1 protein-coding gene is annotated in these 840 nt (G+C 70.1%); it reads left to right on the top strand.

The genetic code is table 11. The annotated features are described in order from the left end of the window. Positions 1 to 794, top strand: a 794-nt coding sequence (locus tag U9980_RS11610) for a trehalose-6-phosphate synthase (RefSeq protein ID WP_322767920.1), incomplete at its 5' end; no start/stop codon positions are given. Positions 795 to 840 lie beyond the last annotated feature (46 nt).

The raw sequence follows: 840 nt of genomic DNA, 5'->3' as shown, positions 1-840 counted from the left end.
TCGAGACAGACCACGACGTCGAGACAGACCACGACGTCGAGACGACCGGCACCACGAGCCTGCCGCAGCTGCGATACCGCGGCCGCGTGGTCCGGATCGGCGTCCACCCGCTCGGGGTTGACGGCGCCGCCCTGGCGCAGCGCGCCCACGGGCATGACGTCACTGCCCGCGCCGCCGAGTTGAGGGAGCTGATCGCCGGTCGCCGGGTGATCGTGCGGGTGGATCGGACCGAGTTGTCGAAGAACATCGTCCGCGGCCTGGAAGCATACCGGGAGCTCCTGCGCCAGCATCCACGGTGGCGCGGCCAGGTGGTGCACCTCGTCTGCGCCTACCCGTCACGCCACGATCTTCCCGAGTACCGCGAGTACACGGCTGCGGTCCAGCGGATCGTGGCGGAGATCGAGGACGAGTTCGCGACCGCGTCCTGGTTGCCGCTCCGGCTCGAGGTCAACGACGACTATCCACGGTCGTTGGCCGCGTTGTCACTCGCCGAGGTCCTGGTGGTGAATCCGATCCGGGACGGGATGAACCTGGTTGCCAAGGAAGGCGCCGTACTGTCGAGGTCCGGGGCCGCGCTAGTGCTGTCCCGGGAGGCCGGGGCGTGCGCGGAGATGGCCGCCGATGCACTGGTGATCAATCCGTTCGACGTGTGCGAGACGGCGGCCGCCATGCACGCCGCGCTGCTGATGACTCCGGACGAGCGGCGTGGCCGGTGCGAGCGGCTCGCCGCCGTCGCCAGCCGGCTTCCCCCGCACCGGTGGTTTCGAGAGCAGCTCGAGGCCCTGCTCGCCTGACCACGCTCGCCTGACCACGCTCGCCTGACCACGCTCGCCTGACCAC

Source organism: Protofrankia sp. Cr1, from assembly GCF_963555865.1.
Lineage (GTDB): Bacteria > Actinomycetota > Actinomycetes > Frankiales > Frankiaceae > Protofrankia.
Note: the sequence above shows the minus strand (reverse complement) of the source record. Positions and strands in the feature narration are given on the sequence as shown.